23 protein-coding genes are annotated in these 24,197 nt (G+C 63.3%); 18 read left to right on the plus strand and 5 right to left on the minus strand.

The window, feature by feature from the left end; all coding sequences use genetic code 11:
• Window positions 1-2: 2 nt before the first annotated feature.
• The 12 genes from ABID58_RS06935 (at window position 3) to ABID58_RS06990 (ending at window position 13,817) form a co-directional block, all read left to right on the plus strand.
• On the plus strand, window positions 3-2,393 hold the full coding sequence (locus ABID58_RS06935; protein WP_354032050.1) for an aldehyde dehydrogenase family protein: 2,391 nt from the start codon (window positions 3-5) through the stop codon (window positions 2,391-2,393).
• Window positions 2,394-2,474: 81 nt separating this feature from the next.
• On the plus strand, window positions 2,475-2,930 hold the full coding sequence (locus ABID58_RS06940; protein ID WP_148755452.1) for an RbsD/FucU family protein: 456 nt from the start codon (window positions 2,475-2,477) through the stop codon (window positions 2,928-2,930).
• A 5-nt stretch (window positions 2,931-2,935) separates the two neighbouring features.
• Window positions 2,936-3,859 (plus strand): ribokinase, encoded by a 924-nt coding sequence (rbsK, locus tag ABID58_RS06945; protein WP_354032051.1) that lies wholly within the window; start codon window positions 2,936-2,938, stop codon window positions 3,857-3,859.
• 7 nt (window positions 3,860-3,866) lie between these two features.
• Entirely contained in the window at window positions 3,867-4,742 is an 876-nt protein-coding gene (locus ABID58_RS06950) for a carbohydrate ABC transporter permease (RefSeq protein ID WP_354032052.1), read from the plus strand.
• The gene (locus ABID58_RS06955) at window positions 4,739-5,776 is read left to right on the plus strand and encodes a carbohydrate ABC transporter permease (protein ID WP_354032053.1); all 1,038 of its coding nucleotides are present in this window, start codon (window positions 4,739-4,741) and stop codon (window positions 5,774-5,776) included. Before ABID58_RS06950 ends, ABID58_RS06955 begins: the two co-directional genes overlap by 4 nt.
• A 49-nt stretch (window positions 5,777-5,825) precedes the next feature.
• The gene (locus ABID58_RS06960) at window positions 5,826-7,265 is read left to right on the plus strand and encodes an extracellular solute-binding protein (RefSeq protein WP_246230370.1); all 1,440 of its coding nucleotides are present in this window, start codon (window positions 5,826-5,828) and stop codon (window positions 7,263-7,265) included.
• A gap of 85 nt (window positions 7,266-7,350) precedes the next feature.
• On the plus strand, window positions 7,351-8,442 hold the full coding sequence (locus ABID58_RS06965; RefSeq protein WP_354032054.1) for an ABC transporter ATP-binding protein: 1,092 nt from the start codon (window positions 7,351-7,353) through the stop codon (window positions 8,440-8,442).
• 243 nt (window positions 8,443-8,685) lie between these two features.
• Window positions 8,686-9,636, plus strand: a complete 951-nt coding sequence (locus ABID58_RS06970) for a PDR/VanB family oxidoreductase (protein WP_354032055.1) — start codon at window positions 8,686-8,688, stop codon at window positions 9,634-9,636.
• Window positions 9,637-9,653: 17 nt separating this feature from the next.
• The gene (locus ABID58_RS06975) at window positions 9,654-10,994 is read left to right on the plus strand and encodes an aromatic ring-hydroxylating dioxygenase subunit alpha (protein ID WP_354032056.1); all 1,341 of its coding nucleotides are present in this window, start codon (window positions 9,654-9,656) and stop codon (window positions 10,992-10,994) included.
• Window positions 10,991-11,467: an aromatic-ring-hydroxylating dioxygenase subunit beta gene (locus ABID58_RS06980; protein ID WP_354032057.1), complete on the plus strand. Its 477-nt coding sequence runs from the start codon at window positions 10,991-10,993 to the stop codon at window positions 11,465-11,467. The genes ABID58_RS06975 and ABID58_RS06980 overlap by 4 nt, the downstream gene beginning before the upstream one ends.
• A gap of 8 nt (window positions 11,468-11,475) precedes the next feature.
• Complete coding sequence (locus ABID58_RS06985; protein ID WP_354032058.1) at window positions 11,476-13,086, plus strand: ATP-dependent acyl-CoA ligase; 1,611 nt, start codon at window positions 11,476-11,478, stop codon at window positions 13,084-13,086.
• Window positions 13,087-13,088: 2 nt separating this feature from the next.
• On the plus strand, window positions 13,089-13,817 hold the full coding sequence (locus tag ABID58_RS06990) for an SDR family NAD(P)-dependent oxidoreductase (protein WP_354032059.1): 729 nt from the start codon (window positions 13,089-13,091) through the stop codon (window positions 13,815-13,817).
• 4 nt (window positions 13,818-13,821) lie between these two features.
• Here ABID58_RS06990 and ABID58_RS06995 read toward each other — a convergent pair whose 3' ends face one another.
• The 4 genes from ABID58_RS06995 to ABID58_RS07010 are packed head-to-tail and all read right to left on the minus strand — an operon-like array spanning window position 13,822 to window position 18,513.
• On the minus strand, window positions 13,822-14,304 hold the full coding sequence (locus ABID58_RS06995) for a MarR family winged helix-turn-helix transcriptional regulator (RefSeq protein WP_148755442.1): 483 nt from the start codon (window positions 14,302-14,304) through the stop codon (window positions 13,822-13,824).
• Window positions 14,304-14,795: a MarR family winged helix-turn-helix transcriptional regulator gene (locus tag ABID58_RS07000; RefSeq protein WP_354032060.1), complete on the minus strand. Its 492-nt coding sequence runs from the start codon at window positions 14,793-14,795 to the stop codon at window positions 14,304-14,306. The genes ABID58_RS06995 and ABID58_RS07000 overlap by 1 nt, the downstream gene beginning before the upstream one ends.
• Window positions 14,792-16,357, minus strand: coding sequence for an indolepyruvate oxidoreductase subunit beta family protein (locus tag ABID58_RS07005; protein ID WP_354032061.1), 1,566 nt, complete (start codon window positions 16,355-16,357; stop codon window positions 14,792-14,794). The genes ABID58_RS07000 and ABID58_RS07005 overlap by 4 nt, the downstream gene beginning before the upstream one ends.
• Window positions 16,354-18,513: a thiamine pyrophosphate-dependent enzyme gene (locus ABID58_RS07010; protein ID WP_354032062.1), complete on the minus strand. Its 2,160-nt coding sequence runs from the start codon at window positions 18,511-18,513 to the stop codon at window positions 16,354-16,356. The genes ABID58_RS07005 and ABID58_RS07010 overlap by 4 nt, the downstream gene beginning before the upstream one ends.
• Before the next feature lie 127 nt (window positions 18,514-18,640).
• On the opposite strand from ABID58_RS07010, the gene ABID58_RS07015 reads away from it, so the two are divergent.
• The 5 genes from ABID58_RS07015 to ABID58_RS07035 all read left to right on the plus strand — a co-directional run bounded on the left by ABID58_RS07015 (window position 18,641) and on the right by ABID58_RS07035 (window position 23,046).
• On the plus strand, window positions 18,641-19,654 hold the full coding sequence (locus ABID58_RS07015; protein ID WP_148755438.1) for a carbon-nitrogen hydrolase family protein: 1,014 nt from the start codon (window positions 18,641-18,643) through the stop codon (window positions 19,652-19,654).
• A 190-nt stretch (window positions 19,655-19,844) separates the two neighbouring features.
• The gene (locus ABID58_RS07020) at window positions 19,845-20,951 is read left to right on the plus strand and encodes a cupin domain-containing protein (protein ID WP_148755436.1); all 1,107 of its coding nucleotides are present in this window, start codon (window positions 19,845-19,847) and stop codon (window positions 20,949-20,951) included.
• Between the two features lie 45 nt (window positions 20,952-20,996).
• Complete coding sequence (locus ABID58_RS07025) at window positions 20,997-21,905, plus strand: fumarylacetoacetate hydrolase family protein (RefSeq protein ID WP_148755435.1); 909 nt, start codon at window positions 20,997-20,999, stop codon at window positions 21,903-21,905.
• Window positions 21,905-22,342, plus strand: a complete 438-nt coding sequence (locus tag ABID58_RS07030) for an acyl-CoA thioesterase (RefSeq protein WP_354032063.1) — start codon at window positions 21,905-21,907, stop codon at window positions 22,340-22,342. The genes ABID58_RS07025 and ABID58_RS07030 overlap by 1 nt, the downstream gene beginning before the upstream one ends.
• Window positions 22,343-22,440: 98 nt before the next feature.
• Window positions 22,441-23,046 carry a hypothetical protein gene (locus tag ABID58_RS07035; protein ID WP_246230359.1) on the plus strand — a complete coding sequence of 202 codons (606 nt, stop codon included), beginning with the start codon at window positions 22,441-22,443 and terminating at the stop codon, window positions 23,044-23,046.
• Between the two features lie 264 nt (window positions 23,047-23,310).
• Here ABID58_RS07035 and ABID58_RS07040 read toward each other — a convergent pair whose 3' ends face one another.
• Window positions 23,311-23,592: a hypothetical protein gene (locus ABID58_RS07040; RefSeq protein WP_148755432.1), complete on the minus strand. Its 282-nt coding sequence runs from the start codon at window positions 23,590-23,592 to the stop codon at window positions 23,311-23,313.
• 237 nt (window positions 23,593-23,829) lie between these two features.
• On the opposite strand from ABID58_RS07040, the gene ABID58_RS07045 reads away from it, so the two are divergent.
• Window positions 23,830-24,018: a hypothetical protein gene (locus ABID58_RS07045; RefSeq protein WP_148755431.1), complete on the plus strand. Its 189-nt coding sequence runs from the start codon at window positions 23,830-23,832 to the stop codon at window positions 24,016-24,018.
• Window positions 24,019-24,197 lie beyond the last annotated feature (179 nt).

Here is a 24,197-nt window from a genome sequence, read left to right on the forward strand (position 1 = left end):
GCATGAGTATCGCACATTACTACGAGACCATGGATTATGGTCCTGCCCCCGAGGCGGACGGCGAGGCGCGCGCCTGGCTGAAGCGGCACGAGGCGACGTTTGGGCATTTCATTGCCGGCAAATTCGCAGCTCCGGCGTCGGGCAAGCATCTGACGACGATCGAGCCGGCCACCGGCAAGACGCTGGCCAGGATCGCGCAAGGCATCGCTGCGGATATCGAGGCTACCGTCGGCGCCGCGCGATCGGCGCAGTCGTCATGGGCAAAGCTCGGTGGTCACGGTCGTGCCCGTCATCTCTATGCGCTGGCGCGCATGCTGCAGCGTCATGCTCGCCTGTTCGCGGTGCTGGAAGCGATCGACAATGGCAAACCGATCAGGGAAACCCGCGATCTCGACGTGCCACTTGCCGCGCGCCACTTCCTGTATCACGCCGGCTGGGCGCAATTGCAGGAGCGCGAATTCGTCGACCATGTCCCGGTCGGTGTGATCGGCCAGATCATCCCCTGGAACTTTCCGCTGCTGATGCTGGCCTGGAAGATCGCGCCCGCACTGGCGACCGGCAATACCGTGGTGCTGAAACCGGCAGAATTCACGTCACTCACCGCGCTGCTGTTCGCCGAGCTCGCGGCGGAAGCCGGCCTGCCGCCCGGCGTGTTGAATGTGGTGACGGGCGATGGCGCCACCGGCGCGTTGCTCGTCGAAAATCCCGGTGTCGACAAGATCGCCTTCACCGGATCGACCGAGGTCGGGCGGTTGATCCGTCAGTCGACCGCCGGGAGCGGCAAATCGCTGACGCTCGAGCTTGGCGGCAAGTCGCCATTCATCGTGTTCGACGACGCCGACCTCGATGGCGCCGTGGAAGGCGTGGTCGACGCGATCTGGTTCAACCAGGGCCAGGTCTGCTGCGCCGGATCGCGGCTGCTGTTGCAGGAGGGCATTGCAGAGACATTCCGCAAGCGCCTGATCCGCCGCATGGAGACGCTGCGCGTGGGTCCGCCGCTCGACAAGGCGATCGACATGGGCGCGGTGGTCGCACCAGTGCAGCTCGAGCGGATCAAGGCGCTGGTCGAAACGGGAGTGAAGGAGGGCGCCGAGAAGTATCAGGCGCCGGGGCCGATCCCCGCCGAGGGATGCTTCTATCCCCCGACCTTGCTCTGGAACGTACATCCGTCATCGACCGTGGCGATCGAGGAGATCTTTGGCCCGGTGCTGGTCGCGATGACGTTCCGGACGCCGGACGAGGCGGTGATGCTCGCCAACAACACGCGCTATGGCCTTGCCGCCAGCGTGTGGAGCGAGACCATCGGCCTGGCGCTCGATATCGCGCCAAAACTTCAGGCCGGCGTGGTCTGGGTCAATGCGACCAATTTGTTTGATGCCAGCGTCGGCTTCGGCGGCTATCGCGAGTCCGGCTTCGGCCGCGAGGGTGGCCGGGAAGGCCTCTACGAATACCTCAAGCCGAAGGCCTGGAGCGGGCGGAAGGCGCGGGCGAAGGTGCCGCCGCCTTCCCCGGCGGCTCCTGCCGACGGCGCCGGATTTGGCACGCCGTCGATCGACCGGACCGCCAAGCTGTTTGTCGGCGGCAAGCAGGTCCGTCCTGACGGAAATTATTCGCGCGCGGTGCTGTCGCCGAAGGGGCGGCAGCTCGGCGAAGCCGGCGAGGGCAATCGCAAGGACATCCGCAACGCGGTGGCTGCCGCGCGCTCGGCCGAAGGGTGGGCGCGGGCGACGACGCATAATCGCGCCCAAATCCTCTACTATCTTGCCGAGAATCTGTCCGCGCGCGGCGACGAGTTCGCCAAGCGCATCGGTGATATGACCGGCGTTTCGCCCGCAAAGGCGCGCGCGGAGGTCGAGGCGAGTATCGAGCGGCTGTTCAGCTATGGGGCGTGGGCCGATAAATACGAGGGGACGATCCATGCGCCGCCGTTGCGCGGCGTGGCGCTTGCCATGCACGAGCCGATCGGCGTGGTCGGGGTGGCCTGTCCGGACGAGGCCCCGTTGCTGGGCTTCATCAGCCTGGTGGCACCGTTGATCGCGATGGGCAACCGTGTCGTCGCCGTTCCGAGCGAGCGGCATCCGCTTGCAGCGACCGATTTCTACCAGGTGCTGGAGACGTCGGACGTGCCGTCAGGCGTGGTGAATATCGTCACCGGCGAGCGCGATGTGCTGGCAAAGGTCCTTGCCGAGCATGACGACGTCGATGCGCTCTGGGTGTTCGGCTCGCAAGAGGCCTCGACGGCCGCCGAGCGGCTGTCGGTCGGCAACCTCAAGCGCACGCTGGTCGACCACGGGCTGGCGCTCGATTGGTACGACCGGGCGGCGAGCGAAGGTCCGATCCTGCTCCGTCATGCGGTGCAGGTGAAGAACATCTGGATTCCCTACGGGGACTGAAGACGTCACCTTGCGGTGATACTGGTTGGCATCCGAACCATCAGAGTTCGGGCGATTTTGACGACAAGGGAGGGACGCAACATGCTCAAGGGCATCAATCCACTGCTCAATGCCGACGTGCTCTATGCCTTGCGCGCGATGGGGCACGGAGACCGCCTCGTGGTGTGCGATACCAATTTTCCTGCTGACTCGATCGCACGCCAGACCGTGTTCGGCGAGCTGCTTCGCATCGACAACGTCAGCACGGCAAAGGCGATCGAAGCCATCCTCTCGGTGCTGCCGCTCGATACGTTCGTCGACGATGCCGCGATCCGCATGGAGATCGTCGGCCAGCCCCAGGAGGTGCCGCCGGTGCAGCGCGAGGTGCAGGCCGCGATCGACCGCGCCGAGGGACGCTCCTGGCCGCTGGTCGGGGTCGAGCGCCATGCCTTCTATGAAAGGGCCAAGACGGCCTATTGCGTGATCGCCACCGGTGAGCGGCGCTTCTACGGCTGCTTCCTGTTCTCCAAGGGCGTCATCGCGCCGGACGAAGAGTGACGACCATGAGCAAGACTGGCGTCGCAGTGCTCGGCATCTTCGTTGTCGATCTGGCCTTTCGGGCCGGCAGCATGCCTGCGATCGGCGAGACGATCGCAGGCTCGGGATTTGCCATGGGACCAGGCGGCAAGGGATCGAACCAGGCCGTGGCCGCTGCGCGCGCGGGCGCGGACGTGACCTTCATCTCCCGGATTGGCCGCGACGCCTTCGGCGATCTTGCCATCAAGACGTGGGAGGCCGAGGGAATTCGCCCGTGCGTGGCCAGGACTGCGGAGGCGCCAACCGGCGCCGCCTTCATCTATGTCCACGAGACACGCGGCGACAACGCCATCATCGTGGTGAGCGGAGCGGCCGACGGTCTCAGCCCTGCCGACGTCGACGCGGCCGCGGATGCGATCCGCACCAGCCGCGTCTTCGTGACCCAGCTCGAGCAACCGGTCGCCGCCGCGCAGCGCGGCCTCGAGATCGCGCGCGCTGCGGGCAGCGTCACCGTGTTCAACCCGGCACCCGCGGGCGCATTCGACGACAGCCTGTTTGCCTTGTGCGACTACGTCGTTCCCAACGAGACCGAGGCGGAAGCGCTGACGGGGATCGCGGTGAGCGATCTCGCCGGCGCGCGCCGCGCCGGAGACGCGTTGCTGGCCAAGGGAGCGGGTACCGCGCTGATCACGCTCGGCGAACGCGGGGCGCTGTTTCACGGCCGAGATCGCTCGCTGCACGTGCCCCCGTTCGCCGCCGGCAAGGTGGTCGAAACTGCGGGCGCGGGCGATGCATTCGTCGGTGGCTTCGCAGCAGCGCTTGCGGGCGGCGCCGATCCACTGGAAGCGGCGCGGTTCGGGTCGGCCACGGCGGGGATTTCCGTGACGCGTGCGGGCACTGCGCCTGCCATGCCGCGGCGTGCCGAGATTGAAGCCCTGTTGAAGCGATGATCTGCTCATGATGCGGAACGATCCGATCAAGCATGTCTTCATCTGGCCGGCGGTGCTCGTCGTGCTGGCGATCTCGATATTTCCGCTGATCTATTCGTTCACCACGAGCTTCCTCAGCTATCGCCTGATTCCGCCGATACCGCCGCGCGTCGTGTGGTTTGGCAATTATGTTTCGCTCCTGCAAGAGCCGCGCTTCTGGAATGCGATCTTCACGACGACGATGATCGCGTTCATCGCCGTCGGTTTGCAATACGTGATCGGGTTTGGCGTTGCGCTCGCGCTGAACGCGCGCATTCCGGGCGAACGGCTGTTTCGCGTGGCCTTGCTCCTGCCCATGCTGCTGGCCCCGGTTGCCGTCGCGCTCGTTGCTCGCATGATCTTCAATCCGACCATGGGGCCGCTCAACCAGCTTTTGTCCATGTTCGGACTGGCGAACCTGCCGTTCCTCACCAACGGACATTGGGCGCTCGCCTGCATCATTGCGGTTGAGATCTGGCAGTGGACGCCGTTCATCATCCTGATGATGCTGGCTGGCCTGCAAACACTCCCCGAAGATGTCTACGAGGCGGCCGAGCTCGAGAATGCCAGCGCCTGGCAGCAATTCTGGGGCATCACGTTCCCGATGATGCTACCGATCTCTGCTGCGGTCGTCTTCATCCGCCTGATCGAGAGCTACAAGATCATGGACACCGTGTTCGTGATGACGGGCGGTGGACCCGGCGTGGACACCGAGACCCTGACCTTGTTCGCCTATCAGGAGGGCTTCAAGAAGTTCAATCTCGGCTACACGTCGGCACTCAGCTTCCTGTTCCTGATCGCGATCACGATCATCGGCGTGACCTATCTGGCGCTGCTGCGGCCGCATCTGGAGAAGCGCCGATGAGCGGGCAGGGCCTGACCGGACTGTCGAGCTGGAGTCGCCGCCTGGTCACGGCCGGCGTGCTCGTCTGGTGCCTGATCACGGCGTTTCCGCTCTATTGGGTGGTGGTGACGGCGTTCAAGACCCCGCCGGGCGTGGTCGGCGGCCCGACCTATATTCCGTTCGTCGACTTCACGCCGACCCTGCAGCCCTTCATCGATCTCTACCAGGGTATCCGTGGCGAGTTCTTCCGAACCTTCCTGAACTCGACGATCGTCGGAATGTCGGCGGCGGCGATCGCGACCGCAGTCGGCGCGATGGCGGCCTATGCACTGGTGCGGTTCGAGTTCAGGGTGCGCTTCGGCGCCGGCCTGATCTTCTTCCTGCTCGCGCTCGGCGGCTATCTGCTGTTCAACAATTCGTTCGGATTCACCCGCCCGCAGGCGCTGCTGCTGGCGTTCCCGATCGCGCTTGCCGCTGCAATCCTGGCCAACCGCCTGCCGCTGCCGGGGCCGATCCTCGGCAATGAGGACATCCTGTTCTGGTTCGTCAGCCAGCGCATGTTTCCGCCGATCGTCACGGCTTTCGCGCTGTATCTGCTCTACAACGAAATCGGCCGGCTCGGCTTCCAGCTCATCGACAGCTATGTCGGCCTGACGCTGTGCTACGTCGCGTTCTCGCTGCCGATCGTGGTCTGGCTGATGCGTGACTTCTTCGAGGCCATTCCGATCGAGGTCGAAGAAGCCGCGATGGTCGACAATGTGCCCAGCTGGCGCATCTTCCTTGGCATCGTGGTGCCGATGTCGATGAACGGGCTGCTGGCGACTTTCATGATCACGCTCGCCTTCGTCTGGAACGAGTTCCTGTTCGCGCTGTTCCTGACCAATTCCAGATGGCAGACGCTGCCTATCTTGGTGGCGGGACAGAACAGCCAGCGCGGCGACGAATGGTGGGCGATCTCGGCCGCGGCGCTCGTCGCCATCATTCCGATGATGATCATGGCGGGTCTGCTCAGCCGCATGATGCGGTCGGGCCTGCTGCTCGGAGCAATCAAATAGCAAAAACTTATGTAGGGAGGACTGGACGATGTTGCGACGGACGTTTCTGATGCTGACCACCTCGCTCGCGATGGCTTGCACCGTGAGCCAGGCGAACGCTGCCTGTAGCCCGGATTACTCCGGCGTCACCTTGACGGTGGCGTCGCAGACCGGACCGTATATCGCCTCCGCGCTCAAGCTCGGCGCGGACGAATGGACCAAGAAGACCTGCGGCAAAGTCAATGTCGTCGAGTTTCCATGGTCGGAGCTCTACCCGAAGATCGTTACATCGCTTACCGGGTCGGACGCGACGTTCGATCTGGTTAGCTTTGCGCCGGCCTGGTTGCCGGACTTTGTCTCCTTTCTCAGCGAGATGCCGAAGGAGATGCAGTCCGGCAAGGATTGGGACGATGTCGAGCCGGCCTATCGCGAGCGCCTGATGGTGTGGGAAGGCAAGATCTATTCGCAGTCGATGGACGGCGACGTCCACACCTACACCTATCGCACCGACCTGTTCAGCGATCCCAAGGAGAAGGACGCCTTCAAGGCCAAGTACGGCTATGATCTGGCACCGCCAAAGACCTGGAAGCAGTATCTCGACATCGCGGAGTTCTTCCAGCGCCCGGACAAGGGGCTATGGGGCACGGCTGAAGCCTTCCGTCGCGGCGGCCAGCAGTTCTGGTTCTTCTTCAGCCACGCGGCGGCCTATACCAACAACCCGAACTATCCGGGCGCGATGTTCTTCGATCCCGAAACGATGGATGCCCAGATCAACAATCCTGGCTGGGTGAAGGGACTCGAGGAATACATCCGGGCTTCAAAGCTTGGCCCGCCCAATGCGCTGAACTTCTCGTTCGGCGAGGTCAATGCCGCCGTGGCCGGTGGCCAGGTGGCCGAGTCGATCGGCTGGGGTGATACCGGCGTGATCGCCGCCGATCCCAAGCAATCGAAGATTTCGGGCAAGGTCGGTTCGGCGATCCTGCCGGGATCGGATGAGATCTGGAATGCCAAGACCAAGAAGTGGGACAAGTTCGCAAGCGTGTTGCCGACGCCATTCATGGCGTTCGGTGGATGGCAGATCGCGGTACCGAAGGTCGGCAAGAACCAGCAGGCAGCGTGGGACTTCGTCAAGACGCTGACGAGCCCCGAAGTGTCGGGGCAGGCGGCGATCACCGGCGGCACCGGGGTCAATCCTTACCGCAAATCGCACACGGCCAATCTGCAATTGTGGAGCAAGAATTTCTCGCCGGAAGAGGCCAAGGAATATCTCGGCGCGCAAGCGGATTCGATCAATGCCAAGAATGTCGCGCTCGACATGCGTCTGCCCGGCTATTTCTCCTACACCGAGGTCGTCGAGATCGAGCTCGGCAAGGCGCTGGCCGGCCAGACCACGCCGCAGGCCGCGCTGGACGCGGTCGCGAAGGAATGGAATCGCCTGACCGATGAGTTCGGCCGCGCGAAGCAACTGGCGGCCTATCGCGCCGCGATGGGTCTTCCACCCAAGAACTAGCTTCCCGCGGAGACTGCCCCGGATGATGCGTAAGCATCATCCGGGCTTTGTTGGCCGTCGATATAAGGGACGGAAAAAGGAATCCATGGCGCACGTCGAGATCGAAAACGTCAGCAAGGCATATGGGCCCTACAAGATCATCGAGGGGCTCGATCTGAACGTAGCCGACGAGGAATTCGTCGTGCTTGTCGGCCCGTCCGGCTGCGGCAAGACCACGACGTTACGCATGATTGCAGGGCTGGAGGCGGTCACCAGCGGAAACATCCGCATCGGCAGCCGCGACGTGACGCAGTTGCGCCCGGGCTTGCGCAATTGTGCGATGGTGTTCCAGAACTATGCGCTCTATCCACATATGACGGTCGGGGAGAACATCGGCTACGGCATGAAGGTGCGGGGCGACTCACGCGCCAGCATCGCGAAAGCAGTCCAGGACGTGGCACGGGTTCTCGAGCTCGAGCAATATCTGGACCGCCGGCCCAAGCAGCTCTCCGGCGGACAGCGTCAGCGCGTGGCGATCGGCCGTGCCATCGTGCGCAGCCCGGACGTGTTTCTGTTCGACGAGCCATTGTCAAACCTCGACGCCAAGCTCCGCATCGAGATGCGGACCGAGATCAAGGCACTGCACCGCCGTCTCGCCAAGACGATCGTCTATGTCACGCACGACCAGGTCGAGGCGATGACCATGGCGGATCGCGTCGTGGTGATGAATCGCGGCCGGATCGAGCAGGCGGCCGACCCGATCACGATCTACGAGAAGCCCAGCAATCTCTTCGTCGCGGGATTCATGGGCGCACCCAGCATGAATTTCATCCATGGCGAGATTGCCGCTCGCGACGGCGCACTGGTCTTCAGCGAGGCGTCGGGTACGGTGCTGAAATTGCCGAAGTCCCGCGAGGCGGCCTATGCCGGGAGCGTCGGCAAGCCGGTTGTGCTCGGCGTGCGGCCCGACCATGTGCTGCGGCAAGATGCGCCGATGGGCTCATCGATCCGCTTGATGGTGAAAGACGTGGAGCCGCTCGGGCCGCATACGCTGGTGATCGGAACCGTAGGCGCATTTCCGTTCACGGCTCAGATGCCGGTCGGTGTCGCCGCCGCGCCGGATCGCTTCATAGACGTCGCTCTTGATCTGGAGCGAACGCACCTTTTCGACAAGGTTTCAGGGAAGGCCATTTCTTAGCCTGCGGCTTTCGCGGGCGTTGCGGGTCAGGCTCCCGGTCGACACCTCCAATCTGGACAGCGCCAGGAATCCGACCAGGGATTTAGGACTGATGGGCTCCAGGCTTTTCAATCGCTTAGGGGCAACGTGCGCAGGAACGGGTGCACCGGACTGCAATCCGGACCTGCACCCGTACTGACGATTGACAGGCAATTATTACATGTCTAAAAATATGCAAATACATATAATTTGTGAGATGCCTGAATGGACGCGCATCCGCTTAAGCTCAAGGTGAGATCGTATGCCGCGGAGACGCCGTTCATACGGAGCCTTGTGCTTGACGTGGAGGACGGCGTCGTGCCGCGATGGCAGGCGGGCGCACATATCCGCGTGGCGCTCCCGAATGGAGGCGACCGGCCGTACTCGTTGATGGCGTTGCCCGGCCTCCCCGAGGGTACGCTGGCGCTCGGGGTGCTGCGCGAGGAGGCTTCGAGCGGCGGCTCGCAGTTCATGCATGCGTTGAAGATCGGCGATGTCGTGCGGGCGAGTGCGCCGATGAACAATTTTCATCTGCACGAGGACGCGGCGCCCGCGCTGCTGTTTGCCGGCGGCATCGGTGTCACGCCGATCCTGTCGATGGCGGCGGAGCTCACCGCCCGCACAACTCCGTTTCGCCTGCACTATTCGGGACGCACGCAAGGGCTGTTGGCGTTCGTGCCGCATCTCCAGGAGATTTGCGCCAAGAGTCTGTCCATTCACTACGACGGCGACGAATCCCGTCTGGACATCGCAATCGCGCTCGGCGATGCAGCCGCAAGCTCCCACATCTACGTCTGCGGTCCGGCGGGCATGATCGAGGCGGTGAGAGCGGCTGCGCTTGCCGCGAGCATTCCGGCCGACCGCATCCACTACGAGCTCTTCAAGGCGGAGCAGCCGTCCTCGCCAGACAGGCCGTTCGAGGTCGAGCTCAAATCGTCGGGGCAGGTCGTCAGCGTCGCGGCCGGTCAGACCATCATCCAGGCGCTGCAGGCGGCGGGTCTCGACGTGCTCTACGACTGCCAGCGCGGCGATTGCGGCATCTGCCAGTGCGGCGTGATTGCAGGCGTGCCCGACCATCGCGACGTCATCCTCAGCGATGACGAGAAGGCCTCCAACAAGGTCATGCAGATCTGCGTGTCACGCGCGAAATCGGAACGTCTGGTGCTGGATCTATGAGGGAGGCGAGGGACGCCATGGCGAAATACGGACGGAATGCCCACGCGGTTGCGGCGCTGGTGCGCGACGCCGAGGTGCACCGCGACGTCTATGTCGACCCCGAGGTCTTCGAGCTCGAGATGGAGCACCTGTTCCCGAACAGCTGGGTCTATGTCGGGCATGCGAGCCAGCTTGCAAAGCCCGGCGATTTCATCACCGCCAATATCGGCCGGCAGCCGGTGCTGGCGAGCCGCCACAGCGACGGCTCCATCCACGTCTTCTACAACCGCTGTCCGCACAAGGGCGTGAAGATCGCGTCCGAGCCCTGCGGCAACACCGGAAAGTTCTTCCGTTGCCCCTATCACGCCTGGTCTTTCAAGACCGATGGGTCGCTGCTCGCGATCCCGCTCAAGAAGGGCTACGAGGGCACCGGCTTTGGCGACACCCAGGCAAATGGGGGGCTGTCGAAAGTCAGGAACGTCGTGATCTATCGCGATTTCATCTTCGCGCGACTGAGCGACAACGGCGTGTCCTTCGAGGACTATTTCGGCGAGAGCCTTTCGACCATCGACAACATGGTCGACCGCTCCCCGGAGGGCAAGCTCGCCGTCGTGGCCACGCCGATCCGCTACATGCATACCTGCAATTGGAAGATGCTGGTCGAGAACCAGACCGATACCTGCCATCCGATGGTCGCGCATGAGAGCTCGGCCGGCACCGCGGTCAAGGTCTGGAAGCGCGAGCAGGGCGATTCCACGGAGACGCCGATGGCGGTGCAGCTCTACGGTCCCTTCATGAGCCCGTACGAGTTCTACGAGCAGAGCGGCATCAGGATCTGGCCGAACGGCCATGGCCACACCGGCGTCGCCAACTCCATCCATTCGAACTATTCGGATATCCCGGGCTATCTCGACCAGATGGTCGCGGCCTATGGCGAGGCGCGGGCGCACGAAATTCTCGGCGAGGTTAGGCACAACACCGTGTATTTTCCCAACATCATGGTGAAGGGCGCCGTCCAGATCCTGCGCAACTTCATCCCGATCGCGGTCGACAGGACGCTGGTCGAGAGCTGGGTCTATCGCCTGGTCGGCGCGCCCGACAAGCTCTACGAGCGCGCGCTGATGTACAACCGTTTCATCAATGCGCCGACCTCGATCGTCGGCCACGACGATCTGGAGATGTACGAGCGGGCGCAGGAAGGGCTGAAGTCCAACGGCAATCAATGGGTCAATCTACGGCGGCTCTACGAGAGCAATGAAGAGCAGAACGTCACCGCCGTCATCAACGGCACCTCCGAGCGCCAGATGCGGAACCAGTTTCATGCCTGGGCCAAGTTCATGACCATGGACATGGACAAGCACATCGAGGCCGCCGAATGATCACCGAGAAGACGATCTCCGACCTGATCTACCGGGAGGCCGAATTTCTCGATACGATGCAATGGCAGGCCTGGCTCGATCTGTTTCACCCCCAGGGGCGTTACTGGATGCCGCTGGAATGGCAGCAGCAGGATCCAGTGCTCCAGCCGTCGCTGATGTACGAGGACCTGCTGCTGCTCAAGGTGCGGGTCGAGCGTCTCACCGGCGAGCGAACCTTCAGCCAGAAGCCGAAGAGCCGCTGCCACCATCTGCTCCAGGCGCCGCAGATCGTGGCCTGCGACACCGCTGCCGGCGTGTTCAAGGCGCGGACGTCCTACATCTACACCGAGACCCGCGGTGATCTGTTGGAGCGCTATTCGGGGTGGGCGTCGCACGAATTCGTAGAGGTCGGCGATACCCTGAAGATCAAGCTCAAGCGGGTCGATCTCGTCAATTTCGATGCGCCGTTCGGAAACATCCAGCTCTTCATGTGAGTAATGCCTTGACCGCTACAGTCTACGCCCGCTTCCGTGAAACCGCACTGCGTCGAGGCGAGGCGGGCTTCCTCAACGTGCTGCCTGAGACGGCCGACATCTACGGCATCCCGGCAGGTGAGATCTCCTATCGCGCCATGCTCGATCGGGTCGAGCACTGGCGGTCGGCATTTGCGAGCCGAGGCTATGGCGATGGCCACCGGGTCGGGTTGCTGCTCCAGAACAGGCCTGTTTTCATCGAGCTGTGGTTTGCGCTGAACGCACTCGGCGTGTCCGTCGTGCCGATCAATCCGGATTTGCGGATGAGCGAGCTTGAATACATCATTGCGCATTCGGAGATGAATGCGGCGTTCGTCCTCGCCGAGCGGCGCGGCGAGGTCGAGACCGCGGCGCGTCAGGCCGGTCGGCCAATTCCAGTCGTGACCGACCGCGACGATATCCCCGCGCCTTTCGGTGGGGCGCGACCTTCGACCGTGGGGGGCGAGGCGAGCGAATGCGCGCTGCTCTACACGTCGGGGACAACAGGACAGCCCAAGGGCTGCGTGCTCACCAACACCTATTTCCTGCATTCCGGAAACTGGTATCGCGATGTCGGTGGGCTGATTGACCTCAAGGCAGACGGCGAGCGCATGATCACGCCGCTGCCGCTGTTTCACATGAACGCGATGGCAGTGTCGCTGATGGCGATGCTGTCGGTCGGCGGCACCCTGACCATGCTCGATCGCTTCCACCCGCGCACCTGGTGGGCTTCCGTCCGCGACAGCCGCGCCACCTGCCTGCATTATCTCGGGGTGATGCCCTCGATGCTGATGAGTGCGCCGCCTTCGGAGCAGGACCGCGCACACACCGTGCGCTTCGGCTTCGGCGCCGGCGTCGACAAGCTTCTGCATGCGCCATTCGAGCAGCGCTTCGGCTTTCCGCTGCTCGAGGCCTGGGCGATGACGGAGACCGGAAGCGGTGGCGTCATCGCCGCCAATGTCGAGCCGCGCAAGATCGGCACCAGTTGCTTCGGCCGCCCGGCGCCCGAAATCGACGTTCGTATCGTCGACGACAGCGGCAACGATGCGCCGGTGGGAATGCCGGGCGAGCTGCTGGTGCGGCGGGGCGGTGCGGATCCGCGCTACGGCTTCTTCCGCGAGTATCTTAAGAACCCGGAAGCGACCGCCGAGGCGTGGGACGGCGGCTGGTTGCACACCGGCGATATCGTGTCGCGCGATGCGGACGGCGATCTCCATTTCGTCGATCGGAAGAAGAACGTCATCCGCCGTTCCGGCGAGAACATTGCAGCAGTCGAGGTCGAGTCCGTCCTCAACCGCCATCCCGCGATCCGGCAGGCCGCGGTCGCGGCCACGCCCGATCAGGTGCGCGGCGACGAAGTTGCAGCGGTCATCATCACTGAGCAGGCCGGCGCTGATCGTGCGGTCGCCGAAGAGATCGTGCGCTGGAGCCTGGAGCAGATGGCCTATTACAAGGCGCCGGGCTGGATCTGCTTCGTCGACAGCCTGCCGCTGACCGCAACCGAGAAGATCCAGCGCGCCGGGCTGAAGGATGTTGTCGCAAGGCTAATGCGCGATGGCGCCTTCTTCGATCTGCGCGACCTCAAGAAGCGGCAGGTTTGACCATGAGCGAGACCCGCACGACACTCATCACTGGCGGCAATTCGGGGATCGGCGAGGCGCTGGCGAAAAAGCTGGTTGAGCGCGGGCAGCGCGTGGTCTCGGTCGGGCTGGAGAAGCCAACCTGGACGCATGATCTGCTCGCGGCCTATTGCGCTGATCTCTCCTCCATCGAGGCGACACGCGAGATCGCGCAAGAAATCTGCCGGGATCACGCCGTCGATCGCCTCGTGCACAATGCCGGCGTGATCCTGCCGAACCTGCTGCCGGACGCCAAGCCGGAAGACATTCTGATGCTGGCGCAGCTGCACCTGGGCGCACCGATGCTGCTGACCCAGGCCGCGCTGGAAGGGATGCGTGCGCGCCGCTTCGGACGCATCGTATTCGTCTCTTCGCGCGCCGCAATGGGCGCGGCGACGCGCTCGGCCTATTCGGCCACCAAGGCCGGCGTGCACGGCATGGCGCGGACCTGGGCGCTGGAGCTTGCCGCGAGCGGCATCACCGTGAATGTCGTCGCACCGGGGCCGATCCTGACCGACAATTTCTGGGGCATCGTCCCGAAGGGCTCCGAGCAGCAGGAGCGGATGGCGCGCAACGTGCCGGTCGGGCGGCTCGGCTCGCGCGAGGATGTCGCGCACGCGATCGAGTTCTTCCTCGACGACCGCTCCGATTTCGTCACCGGCCAGGTGCTCTATGTCTGCGGCGGCACCAGCCTTGTCGGCCTCGGTCCATAGTTCTTCAGATCTGGTTCTGGCGGATATTCTCGACCATCTTGGCCAGGACCCGCGCACAGACCTCGATGTCATCAGGCTCGATGCCTTCGATCAGCTTGTCGTAATTGTTCGCCATGATCGGCCAGATCTTGCGCAGCAGCGCTTCGCCGTCCGGCGTCAGTCCCACGACGCGGCGGCGCTGGTCTTCCTCGGCGATCTCGCGCTTGACGAGGCCCGACGACACCATGGACTCGACCATGCGGCTCGCGGTCGACTGCTCGGTCACCGCGAGAACGGCGACCTCGTTGACGGTGAGGGTCTTGTAGATGAACAGCACCGACAGCGTCCGGAACACGACATTGTTGACGCCGTGCTCGCTCAGGTCGCGGTTCTGATCGAGGTTCCAGCGATTGGCGAGCCGGTTGAACAGATACGGGATGTAGGTTTGCAGCTGGTCCCTTGTCCTGGGCGGACCCGACTTCCACCTGCTCTTGGATTCTCTGGCCATTATCTCTTGCGACTTTGCTTCTTGGTCTCGGTATGAAGTTTTGAAGAAAGCGATTTCAGCACGGACAGCGCGCCGTCCAGCTCCCGGGCCGAAACGTTCTCGAGCCGTTTGCCGAGATGCTTCTTGTGGACGTCGGCGGCCTTCCTGAACAGCGCTTCGCCTTTCGGCGTCAGGCGCACGATGAAGGACCGCCGGTCCTCGCTCGACATCTCCCTGCTGATGAGGCCGTCGGCGAGCAGACGCTGCACCAGCCCCGAGACATTGCCGCCAGTGACCTTCAGGTTTTGCGACAATTGCCCGAGCGCGAGGCCGTCCCTGCAACGATCGAGCTGGGCCAGCACGTCGAATTTTGCGAGCGACAAGCCGAACTCGGAGTTCAGCATCGCACTCAGCGACGCGAACAGTTCGCCATGCAGCGACAGCAATTGCAGCCAGAGCCGGGTTTCAATCTGCCCAGGGACGGGAACAATGTTCTCTTTGAGTGCTGTCATGCAAAAGTCTTGATGGTCTGGATCACGCCATCGAGCTCCTTGCCGGCGCTGTCCTTCAGCGCGGCCTCCCGCAGGCGGCGCGCCCAATCGGCGGCATCGTCGCGTCGCTCGACCAGCTTGATGGCCGCGAGCGTCCGGTCGAATTTCGACAGGCCTCTGGCGTGGGTATCGGAATAGCCTTTCACCAGGCGCCGGCATTGCAGGATCTCGACGCCGAGCTGGTAATTGATGCCGACCGCGTCGGTTGCGGCCTTGAGCCATCCGTCCCTGTGCGCCGTCTCGATGGCGTGACGCAGCGAGCCGCGGCGCAGGCCGCGCAGTCCGCCCACGACATAGAGCGCCAGGAACCAGGGCAGCGAGTAGGTCCGCACCCGGCGCCCCCGGTTGACGCGTCGATCGAGCCAGCCGAGCAGGCGCGGCCTGGTGTCAAGCCAGCGGCCAAAACCCGCGGGCAGCATGCCCATGACCTCCTCCATGCGGGGATGCATGAATTCGGTGGTCTGGAGCACTTGGCCCTGCGACATCTCGAGCTCGCTCTCGATGCGCGCGCGGCGACCGGCGCGCGTCTTGAGGTCGGCGACGCGGATGACGTCGTCATAGGTCATGGCGTTGGCGAGATATTTTGCCGCGGCCTCGGTGAAAGCATAAGCGTGCGCACCACCGCCGGCGTTTCGGTCGGCCGCGTGCAACGTCCTGAGGATGTCGAGATATTCGCCGCCATAGGCGACGTCCTGGAAGTCGACCACCTTCCGCAAGCCCGCGCGCGCCATGGCGAGCGCTGGCTCGGGCAGCTCCTGATTCAATCTTGCGACGAGGGCGGCGAGATCCGGATCGGGTGTCGCCGAAGAAGGGGCGTTGTCAGCCTGTTTCGGTTGCGCGGGCGCTGCGACGTCGGCGGCGCCGGTCTTGACCCGGTCAAAGGCGGCCTCGAAAGTCTCGATGCTGGCCTTCGCGCCTTTCCCACCTGCGCGGATCACGTCGAGATAGCTGTCGCGGCTGAACGGCAGCACACCGGCCGCCGCGAGCGCGCCGAGCATCGCGGCCGAGATGACGCTGCCATGCGCGATCGCCAGCGCGTTCAAATCGAAGATGATCTCGGTCTTGGCGGCAATTCCGATGGCACCGGTGACGGCACCGCCATCGGCAATGCCGTTGCCCGGCGCGATCTTCTCGCCGATCGCAAACGACCGGTGGTTGGAGGCGATCAGCGTGGTGCGATCCGGCGTCACGAGGCCGCGCAGGATGGATCGGCCGGCCTCCATGAACTCCGCCGCCATCACCACGTCGACGTCGCCGGGCGTCGGCATCAGCGACAGGATCGGCTTGCGGCCGTCGAGTGGCGGCATCGCCTCGATGTAGTAGATCGTCGCGCCGGTGCGCTGGGCGACGCCGGGCACCGAAGTCGATTGCGCGACCCAGCCGTGGTTCTCGGCAAGCTGAACGATCCAGTCGGTCAGCACGCCGCCGCCCTGGCCGCCCATCGCGACGATCGCGAGCGAGATCGGCCGCTCGGTCGCTTCACCGGCGGCAGGCAGCGCGAGCCGGACCGTCTCGTCTCTCATGCCAGCGCCTCGAGCGCGGGACGACGCCGGTCGCGCCGCCGCTGCAGCCAGCCGATCACGGCCATGGCGATCTTCGATTTGAAGCTGTCCCAGCGCGTCGGATTATGAATGACGTCGGCACGGTAGAACGAGGGGCAGAGCACGGCGGCTTCCGCGACCTCGCCGCAATTGCCACATCCGACGCAGGAATTATCGATCGCGGCAACCGGATCGTCGCGCAGGGGATCGTCGAGCTGCTTCACCGACAGCGACGGGCAGCCCGAGAGCCGGATGCAGGCGTGATCGCCGGTGCAGACGTCCTCGTCGACGCCGAAGCGCTCCTTGACGGTGCGCAATCCGTCCTTGATCGCCTTGTTCATCTGCGGCTTCACGCGGCGCTGCTTGTTCAGCATGCATTCGGAGGAGGCGACGATGACCTTGGGACCTTCGTCCTTGGTCGTCAGCGCCTCCTTCAGCGTGTCGCGCATCTTGCCGACGTCGTAGGTGCGGTCGAGCTGGCGCACCCATTGGCCGCCGATGCCCTTCACGGCCTTGACGATGGAGTTATTGGTGTCGCGCCGCTTGTTGGTCGCGCGCGACGACAGGATGTCCTGACCGCCGGTGGCCGAGGTGTAGAAATTATCGACGATGACGAAGACGCCGTCATGCTTGTTGAACACGGCATTGCCGATGCCGCTGGTCAATCCGTTGTGCCAGAAGCCGCCGTCGCCCATCACCGCGATCGAGCGCTTGTCGGCCTTGACGTTGAAGGCCGAGGTCGAGGCCGGACCGAGGCCGAAGCCCATCGTGGTCGCGCCGATATTGAACGGCGGCAGGATCGAGAACAGATGGCAGCCGATGTCGGCCGAGACGTGGTGCTGACCAAGCTCTTCCTCGACCAGCTTCATCGCGGCGAAGATCGGCCGCTCCGGACATCCAGTGCAGAGCCCGGGCGGGCGTGCTGGCACCACCTGCTTCAGCCTCTCGACCGCGGGGTGATTGAGCACGGGAGTTGCGTCCGGCGCCGGCGGACGGTTGCCGAGCAGCCGAGGTTCGGTCTTCTCCAAAAACTCCCTGACGCCGCCGAGCAGAACCTGCGCGGTGTAGTCGCCGCCCATCGGCAGCACGTCCTTGCCATGGACGCGCGCCTGGATGTCCTTGCGCCGCAGGACCGTGTTGATGGCCTGCTCCAGATATTCCGGCTGGCCTTCCTCGACGATCAGGACGGCCTCCTTGCCGGCACAGAACTCGGCAACCTCGGTGTCGATCACGGGGTAGGTGACGTTCATGACGTAGAGCGGGACTTGCGTATTGCCATAGGCGTCCGACAGTCCGAGATATTGCAGCGCGCGGATGACATTGTTGTACATGCCGCCCTGCATGATGATGCCGACCTTGCCCTGCGTCGGCCCCATCCACTCGTTCAGTTTATTGTCGCGGACGAATCCAACCGCCGCGGGCATCCGCGTCTTGATCTTCTCCTGCTCGTGCTCATAGGCCGCCGGCGGCAGCACGATGCGGTTGACGTCGCGCCTGGGATTGTTGAGCGCGTCCTTGATGGTGTGAGCCGGCTTGCGGTTGTCCTTGCAGGCGAAGCTGCCGTGCATGTGACAGGCGCGAACACGCACCTCGAGCATGACAGGCGTGTTCGAGAACTCGGAGAGCTCAAAACCCTTCTCGATCAGATTGACGATGCACTCATGATCGGGGCGGGGATCGAGCAGCCAGATCTGCGATTTCATCGCAAACGCATGCGTGCGCTCCTGCATGATCGAGGAGCCTTCGCCATAATCCTCGCCGACGATGATCATGGTGCCGCCGGTGACGCCGCCCGAGGCGAGATTGGCGAGCGCGTCGGAGGCCACGTTGGTGCCGACGGTGGACTTCCACGCAACCGCGCCGCGCAGGGGATACATCACCGACGCCGACAGCATCGCCGCCGCGGCCGCCTCGTTGGCGGAGCTCTGGAACACGACGCCGAGATCGTCGAGCACGTCCTTGGCGTCGGCGAGCACGTCCATCAGGTGCGAGATCGGCGAACCCTGGTAGCCGCCGACATAGGCGACGCCGGATTGCAGTAGCGCCTTGGTGATGGCGAGGATGCCTTCGCCGCGAAAGGTGTCGCCGTTGCCGAGCCGGAGATCCTCGACCTCGCGAGCAAAAGACCGTTCAGCCATTGCACCCTCCAGAAATATGCGATAGCATACGTTTACATGTGAAGTAAGTCAACGCCGCGCCATGTTATCACGCTTGCGGACCTCGGCTCCGACAAGGCGGTCGTGAGCCGGCGACAGGGTAGGGCCAATGCTGAAGCTGCCTCGCTTTAGAGCCGCCGCCGTCCAGGCTTCACCTGTCTATCTCAATCCGAGCGCGACGGCCGACAAGGCGGCTTCACTGGTCCGTGAAGCCGCAGCCAATGGCGCGAAGCTCGTCGCGTTCCCCGAGGTGTTCGTTCCCGGCTATCCCTACTGGAACTGGATCACCGATCCCGTCACCGGCGGCGCATGGTTCGAGAAGCTCGCCAAGGCATCCGTGCTGGTGCCGGGGCCGGAGGTCGATGTCGTTCGCAAAGCGGCGCGCGATTGCGCCTGCTACGTCGTGCTCGGCGTCAACGAGCGCAGCCCGGTGTCGCTGGGGGCGATCTACAACACGATGGTGTTCATCGGGCCGGACGGTGCGCTGCTGGGCAAGCACCGCAAGCTGGTCCCGACCTGGGCAGAGAAGCTGACCTGGACCGGCGGTGACGGATCGAGCCTGCGCGTCTATGATACCGAGATCGGGCGTCTCGGAGGCCTTGCCTGCGGCGAGAACACCAACACGCTCGCGCGCTTTGCGCTGTTGGGTCAGGGTGAGCTCGTGCATGTCGCCAGCTACATCTCGCTTCCGGTCGCACCTCCCGACTACGACATGGCGGAGGCGATCAAGTTGCGCGCGATTGCGCATTCCTTTGAAGGCAAGATTTTTACGGTCGTCTCCTGCTCGACGGTGTCGGAGGAGATCATCACGACGATGGAAACGGTCGTCCCCGACGCGCGTGCGCGCCTGCAGCGCAAATCCAGTGCCTTCTCCGGCATCATCGGGCCGGACGGTCGCGTGGTCGGAGATGCCCTGATCGACGACGAGGGCATCGTCTATGCCGACATCGATCTCGACCGCTGCATCCAGCCGAAGCAGATGCACGACATTGTCGGGCACTATAATCGGTTCGACATTTTTGATCTGCGGATCAACCGGCGTCCGCTGGCGCCGCTGGACCTCGCAGATGGTGATGCCATCGAGCAGGCGAGCTTCTCGTCGATACCACCCAAATCGGAATGATGGGGATGGTTGTTGGGAATGGTAGCACCACAAACTCGTCATGCCCGGGCTTGTCCCGGGCATCCACGTTCTTTGTGCCGCGCGAAAGGTCGTGGATGGCCGGGACAAGCCCGGCCATGACGATGTGGAGACATTCGCGTGCAAATTCATCATGCTTGGTTGAAGCCACTTGACGGACTTGGAGGACAGGATGCGCGAGAACGTCGTCGGCCGGGCCAATGTCGAAGACACCCCCGAGCTCAAGGCCTATTACAAGGACCTCGAAAAATACGAGGCCGGCGCGCTGTGGACGGTCGCCAACAAGATCGAGCCGTGGGCGCCGCAATCGGCCTCCGTTCCCGTGCTCTGGCGCTACAACGATCTGCGCGAGCACGTGCTGCGCTCGGTCGAGCTGGTCTCGCCGGAGAAGGCGGGGCGGCGGGTGATCTATCTCAACAATCCCGGCCGCCGCGACGTCTCGGCCGCGGTCGGCTGGCTCTATTCGGGATTGCAGGTGATGCATCCCGGTGAGGTCGCGACCGCGCACGCGCATTCGGCTTCAGCGCTGCGCTTCATCATGGAAGGATCCGGTGCCTACACCATCGTCGACGGTCACAAGATGACGCTGGGGGCGCGGGATTTCGTGCTGACGCCGAACGGCACCTGGCACGAGCATGGCGTCGAAGCCAACGGCTCCGTCTGCATCTGGCAGGATGGCCTCGATATCCCCCTGGTCAACGCGCTGGAAGCCAACTTCTTCGCGGTCCATCCCAAGGTTCAGCAGGAAGAGTCCGGCTATCCCGTCGACGATATGACCAAAACCTGGGGCAATCCCGGTCTTCGCCCGGCCGGCTCGAAATGGTCGAACGGCTATTCCCCGATGTTCAAATACGAGTGGGAGCCGACCTACGAGTCCTTGCGCAAATATACGGACGCGACCGACGGCTCGCCCTATGACGGCATTCTCATGAACTACGTCAATCCGATCACCGGCGGGCACGTGATGCAGACGATCGGCGCCAGCATGCAGTTGCTGCGGCCGGGCGAACGAACGAAGTCGCACCGCCACACCGGCAGCTTTATCTATCAGGTCGCCAAGGGCCGCGGCTATTCGGTGATCGCAGGCAAGCGTTTCGAGTGGCAGGAGCGCGACATCTTCTGCGTTCCGTCCTGGGCGTGGCATGAGCACGGCAACGCCTCGGAGAGCGAGGATGCCTGCCTGTTCTGCTTCAACGATCTGCCTGTCATCGAAGGCCTCGGTTTCTACCGGGAAGAGGCCTATGGCGACAATGCCGGTCACCAGCCGGTCGCTGCCTGACGTACCTCCAGCAGAATTCAACCGAAACAGCCGGATAGAGATTCGATGCGCCTTGTTACCTACACCTTGGGCTCCAGCGGTGCCCGCCTCGGGGTCCTCGTTGATGGCTTGGTTGTGGACGTCGAACGCCTCGGTGCGTCGCATGGCCTTGCATGGCCGAGCGACATGCTGTCGTTGATCGACAACAGCGTGACGCTGCTGCCGGCGCTCAGGGAGTGCCTGGACAACGCCAATGGACGCTTGCCGCCTGGCTCTGCCGTGCCGGTCGAGGACGGGAAGCTGCAAGCGCCGATCCCGCGGCCGCGAAAGAACATTTTTGGCATCGGGCTGAACTACCGTGCGCACGTCGCAGAGTCCGCCAGGAGCCTGGATACGGAAAAGGATCTGCCGAAGCAGCCGGTCGTCTTCTCCAAGCCGCCCACCTCGGTGATCGGTCCGGGCGGCGCGATCCAGCACAACGCGAAGATGACGCAGCAGCTCGACTGGGAGGTCGAGCTCGCCGTCATCATCGGCAAGACCGCGACCCGCGTCGCGACCGGGAAGGCGATGGACCACGTCTTCGGCTATTCGGTGATGATCGACATTTCCGCGCGCGACAATCGCCGCGCCGGCCAGTGGATCTTCTCCAAGGGCATGGACACCTATGCGCCGTTCGGCCCCTGCATCGTGACGGCGGACGAGATTCCCAACCCGCACGACCTGCGGCTCTGGCTGACCAAGAACGGGATCATGAAGCAGGACTCCAATACCAAATACATGATCTTCGACATTCCGGTTCTGATATCGGACATTTCATCGGGCATGACGCTGGAGCCGGGCGACATCATCGCGACCGGAACGCCGGAAGGCGTCGGCGCCGGCATGAGCCCGCAGGAATGGCTGTGGCCGGGTGACGTGGTGGAGGCAGGGGTCGACGGCGTCGGTGTCATCAGGCACCCGGTCGTTGCGATCTGATGGCGTCGTTCTCGTTCGATCGCGAACTCAGGTTCGGAGACTGCGATCCCTCGGGCATCGCGTACTTCCCCTCCTACCTGAACATCCTCAACGGTGTCGTCGAAGACTTTTGGGCGGCAATCGGTTTTCCATGGCCGGAACTGATCATGGTCCGAAAGATCGGGACGCCGACGGTGCACCTGACCTGCGACTTCTCCCGGCCATCGATGTTCGGCGATCTCCTGACGTTCAAGTTGCAGATCGGCCGGGTCGGTGGATCGTCTCTCCATTTGGAGCACGTGGTCTCGGGCGCGACCGGCATGCGCTGGCGTGCGCGTCAGATCCTTGCCGCGACCTCGCTTGTCGATCATCATGCGATCCCGTGGCCTGATAACATTCGCGCCGCGCTCATGGCGCATGTGAGCGCGGACGAGGGGGCTGAGGTAACGCCGGCATGATCTCGCTCTTCATGACATTCTCAGATCCGGCAGGCGAACGACGGATTGGCCCTAGCGAAATTGCAGCCGTCGCGCAGCTGGTCGGATCGATCCCTGACATGACCGAGGCCTTGCTGTTCACGCCGCTCGAACAGTCGATCGACCATCCCTACAAGACCGACGGCTCCGGTCCCGTGTTTGCGTTTCAATTGCGGTTTCCCGACCTGTTCGCTTGCGAGGCGGCGATGGATCGCGGCGGCATCCTTGCCAATCTCGCGGCGGGAGCCGAACTACCGAGCCTCGCTGGCTTGGATGTCACGCACCAGGTGATGCTGACGCGCGCGTTTCCCGTCGATGTCGCCGAACATCCGGCGGGAACGACAACTCCGTGCAGTTACCTCGTCCACTATCCCGGGCCAGCCGAGGACATGAACGCCTGGAACCTGCATTATCTGGAGCACCATCCGTCGATCATGCGGACCTTCCCGAACGTCCGCCAGATCGAAATCTACACCCGCATCGATTGGGTCGACCGGCTGCCGTCGCAGCGCGTCGAGCACATGCAGCGCAACAAGCTGGTGTTCGACAGCCCGCAAGCCCTCGCGCATGCGCTCGGCTCCGACGTGATCAAGCGCATGCGCGCGGACTTCGTAAAATTCCCGCCGTTCGCGGGCGGCAACAAGCATTTTCCGATGCTGACGCGGGTGGTTCGGCCGAAGCCCTAGAGAACTGAGAGCGTAGAAAAAGGGACCGCGAGTGACAAATTCAGATTGATCGCCAAATGTCCGCTTTGGCGCCGATTTCGGACTCAAGTGGAGCGTCACGGCCCTTCCGAAACGGCCCAAACGGTCCTGACGCCACTTGGGCGGCCTCCCACGCTTTCAACACCTCGACGATATCACCGATTTCCCAAAGCCGCTCGGTCCGTTGCGGCCATGCCATTGGGTCATGGACACTATGTGGGGATGCCAACGAACCCCTGATCCAACTTACATCTCTTCCGAATTGTTGTCCTCTTTGAAGATCGTTTGCAGCAAGCGCCATAGCTCGCGGTGACCAGCAGTTTGACCGCCCTGCTTGAGGTAGTCAGCGATATCCATCGTTGATGATTGGATCTGAATCGTGCCAACAACGCTGGCATCAAAATCCGCCACCTCGCGCTCGACGTATAACTTCTTTGCGTCGGTATCGAAAATGAGTGTGCAACGATCCGCGTGGGTGACCTCAGGGCCTGTCACATGACGATATAATTCGCGCTTTAGGAGAGCCATCTTGTGCTCCTGTCAGAATCGCTGACCAATCAACCCGGCTCAATCATACCAATCTTAACGATCACGCGGCAGCGTCCTGGCCTCCTCGAACAACTTTCCCTCGCGCATAACCCATCGAGACCGCTGCATTTAGTTTCTCCAGATCGGTTTCGAGGTAGTGGTTGGCGACGATCAGCGCCTTGTCTCACGGGTTGAAATCGGCGCAATATGCACCGGGGTGGGGACAAGGAGGCCAACATGCCAGAGTCCCATGGCGATGTTGATTATACGGTCCATGTGAATCAAGGAGAGACGACCTTCCGCGCCAATACTCCTCAGGGAGAGGAGTTTCTTGGTGGTCCCGAGCTGACCTTGTCGAATGAGGAAGCGCATACCTTCATTCAGGACGCCCGAGCGAAGGGCCTAACGGTCAAGCCGTTTTTCTAATGGATCGCGCCGAGTTGAACGGCGATAACGTCCCGGCCAAGTCACCAGACTATGGGATTTGCGGATTTACACCGCGCAGGGATCGAACTCTGTAGCCACTGACAGAATGCGAGGCCAATCACCTAAACGCCCCCCAAGACCAAGGCCGAGCTTCGCGAGATGTTGACCGGGGGCTGTCC

Source organism: Bradyrhizobium sp. S3.2.6 (genome assembly GCF_040546885.1).
GTDB lineage: Bacteria > Pseudomonadota > Alphaproteobacteria > Rhizobiales > Xanthobacteraceae > Bradyrhizobium > Bradyrhizobium cytisi.

Coding starts and splice junctions, on each gene's coding strand:
- ABID58_RS06935 (WP_354032050.1), top strand. CDS start 3: ATGAGTATCGCACATTACTACGAGACCATGGATTATGGTCCTGCCCCC.
- ABID58_RS06940 (WP_148755452.1), top strand. CDS start 2,475: ATGCTCAAGGGCATCAATCCACTGCTCAATGCCGACGTGCTCTATGCC.
- rbsK (WP_354032051.1), top strand. CDS start 2,936: ATGAGCAAGACTGGCGTCGCAGTGCTCGGCATCTTCGTTGTCGATCTG.
- ABID58_RS06950 (WP_354032052.1), top strand. CDS start 3,867: ATGATGCGGAACGATCCGATCAAGCATGTCTTCATCTGGCCGGCGGTG.
- ABID58_RS06955 (WP_354032053.1), top strand. CDS start 4,739: ATGAGCGGGCAGGGCCTGACCGGACTGTCGAGCTGGAGTCGCCGCCTG.
- ABID58_RS06960 (WP_246230370.1), top strand. CDS start 5,826: ATGCTGACCACCTCGCTCGCGATGGCTTGCACCGTGAGCCAGGCGAAC.
- ABID58_RS06965 (WP_354032054.1), top strand. CDS start 7,351: ATGGCGCACGTCGAGATCGAAAACGTCAGCAAGGCATATGGGCCCTAC.
- ABID58_RS06970 (WP_354032055.1), top strand. CDS start 8,686: ATGGACGCGCATCCGCTTAAGCTCAAGGTGAGATCGTATGCCGCGGAG.
- ABID58_RS06975 (WP_354032056.1), top strand. CDS start 9,654: ATGGCGAAATACGGACGGAATGCCCACGCGGTTGCGGCGCTGGTGCGC.
- ABID58_RS06980 (WP_354032057.1), top strand. CDS start 10,991: ATGATCACCGAGAAGACGATCTCCGACCTGATCTACCGGGAGGCCGAA.
- ABID58_RS06990 (WP_354032059.1), top strand. CDS start 13,089: ATGAGCGAGACCCGCACGACACTCATCACTGGCGGCAATTCGGGGATC.
- ABID58_RS06995 (WP_148755442.1), bottom strand. CDS start 14,304: ATGGCCAGAGAATCCAAGAGCAGGTGGAAGTCGGGTCCGCCCAGGACA.
- ABID58_RS07000 (WP_354032060.1), bottom strand. CDS start 14,795: ATGACAGCACTCAAAGAGAACATTGTTCCCGTCCCTGGGCAGATTGAA.
- ABID58_RS07005 (WP_354032061.1), bottom strand. CDS start 16,357: ATGAGAGACGAGACGGTCCGGCTCGCGCTGCCTGCCGCCGGTGAAGCG.
- ABID58_RS07010 (WP_354032062.1), bottom strand. CDS start 18,513: ATGGCTGAACGGTCTTTTGCTCGCGAGGTCGAGGATCTCCGGCTCGGC.
- ABID58_RS07015 (WP_148755438.1), top strand. CDS start 18,641: ATGCTGAAGCTGCCTCGCTTTAGAGCCGCCGCCGTCCAGGCTTCACCT.
- ABID58_RS07020 (WP_148755436.1), top strand. CDS start 19,845: ATGCGCGAGAACGTCGTCGGCCGGGCCAATGTCGAAGACACCCCCGAG.
- ABID58_RS07025 (WP_148755435.1), top strand. CDS start 20,997: ATGCGCCTTGTTACCTACACCTTGGGCTCCAGCGGTGCCCGCCTCGGG.
- ABID58_RS07030 (WP_354032063.1), top strand. CDS start 21,905: ATGGCGTCGTTCTCGTTCGATCGCGAACTCAGGTTCGGAGACTGCGAT.
- ABID58_RS07035 (WP_246230359.1), top strand. CDS start 22,441: ATGACCGAGGCCTTGCTGTTCACGCCGCTCGAACAGTCGATCGACCAT.
- ABID58_RS07040 (WP_148755432.1), bottom strand. CDS start 23,592: ATGGCTCTCCTAAAGCGCGAATTATATCGTCATGTGACAGGCCCTGAG.
- ABID58_RS07045 (WP_148755431.1), top strand. CDS start 23,830: ATGCCAGAGTCCCATGGCGATGTTGATTATACGGTCCATGTGAATCAA.